We start from the raw sequence: 1,447 nt of genomic DNA on the forward strand, positions 1-1,447 counted from the left end.
GTCCTACCTTTCAAGGGTGGTTGCTCCGGTCATTCGTAAGATCGGAGGGCCCAGGGGCTCTGGGTATGGCTGTCACGGTGGCGCCGGTTCGACGGCTCAAAGGACTTGGCCGCCCGGAGCCCCGCGACGACTCGACCGCCAATTGGGAGACGCGACTCGATCGCTGCTGTAGGACAACGTCGGCGAGGTCGTCTGCGGGTGACATGTGAGGCAGCTAGCTGGCGGAGGTGGCCGTGCCCGAAATCTGGGCCGGGGTGGACATCGGCAAGGAACATCACCACTGCGTGGTGATCAACGCGGAGGGTGAGCGGTTGCTCTCCCGTCGGGTCCTGAACGACGAGACCGAGCTGCTCAAGCTCATCGGTGATGTCCTGGCGATATCCACCGACGTGCTGTGGGCCGTTGACCTCAACCACGGCGGCGCCGCCCTGCTGATTGGCCTGCTCCTCGGCCACAGTCAGCCCATGGCCTACCTCACCGGCCTGGCCATCCACCGTGCCTCGGCCACCTACAAGGGCGAGGGCAAAACCGACGCGAAGGACGCCTTCGTCATCGCCGACCAGGCCCGCGTCCGCCGTGACCTCGGCCTCCTGCGGCCCGGCGACGAGATCGCCGTCGACCTGCGCACCCTGACCACCCGACGCCTGGACGTGGTATTCGACCGCACCCGGCAGATCAACCGCCTTCGCGCTCAATTGCTGGAGATCTTCCCGGCGTTGGAGAGGTCGCTGGACCTGGTCAACAAGGGCCCGGTGATGCTGCTGACCGGCTTCCAGACACCTGCTGCGATCCGACGCTCCGGCGCGAAGCGGATCGAGACCTGGCTGAAGAACCGCAAGGTCCGCGGCTCCGCCGCACTCGCGAAGACGGCGACGGAAGCCGCACAGGCGCAACAGACAGCGCTGCCCGGCGAGAAGCTGGCCGCCGCCATGGTGGCCCGCCTCGCGAAGGGGGTGATGGCCCTCGATGAGGAAATCGCCGAGCTCGACGCCCTGATCGAGGCCAAGTTTCGCGAGCATCCGCACGCCGAGGTGATCCGCAGCCTGCCCGGCATGGGGCCCAAGCTCGGTGCCGAGTTCATCGCCGCCACCGGCGGTGACATGGACGCCTTCGGCAGCGCCGACCGCCTGGCCGGCTTCGCCGGCCTGGCACCCAGACCCCGCGACTCCGGCCGCGTCAGCGGCAACCTGCGCAGGCCCAGGCGCTACCACCGAGGACTGCTGCGGAGCATGTACCTCTCGGCGATGGTCAGCATCACGACCTGCCCCGCCTCCAAGGCGTTCTACCACCGCAAGCGCAGCGAGGGGAAAGGACACAAGCAGGCCCTGCTCGCACTCGCACGCCGACGCCTCAACGTCCTGTGGGCGATGATCCGTGACGGACAGTGCTACCAAGGTGCACCTCCCGTCACGGCTGCGGCTTGACATCACGATTGGGAAGTCCTTTC

The 1,447-nt window shown here is 67.4% G+C and carries 1 protein-coding gene; it reads left to right on the forward strand.

Going from position 1 to position 1,447, the window contains the following annotated elements:
- Positions 1-227: 227 nt before the first annotated feature.
- Positions 228-1,424 (forward strand): IS110 family RNA-guided transposase, encoded by a 1,197-nt coding sequence (locus AC3EUV_RS38300; RefSeq protein ID WP_432147153.1) that lies wholly within the window; start codon positions 228-230, stop codon positions 1,422-1,424.
- Positions 1,425-1,447 lie beyond the last annotated feature (23 nt).

The sequence above is a fragment of the Streptomyces sp. bgisy130 genome, from assembly GCF_057708345.1.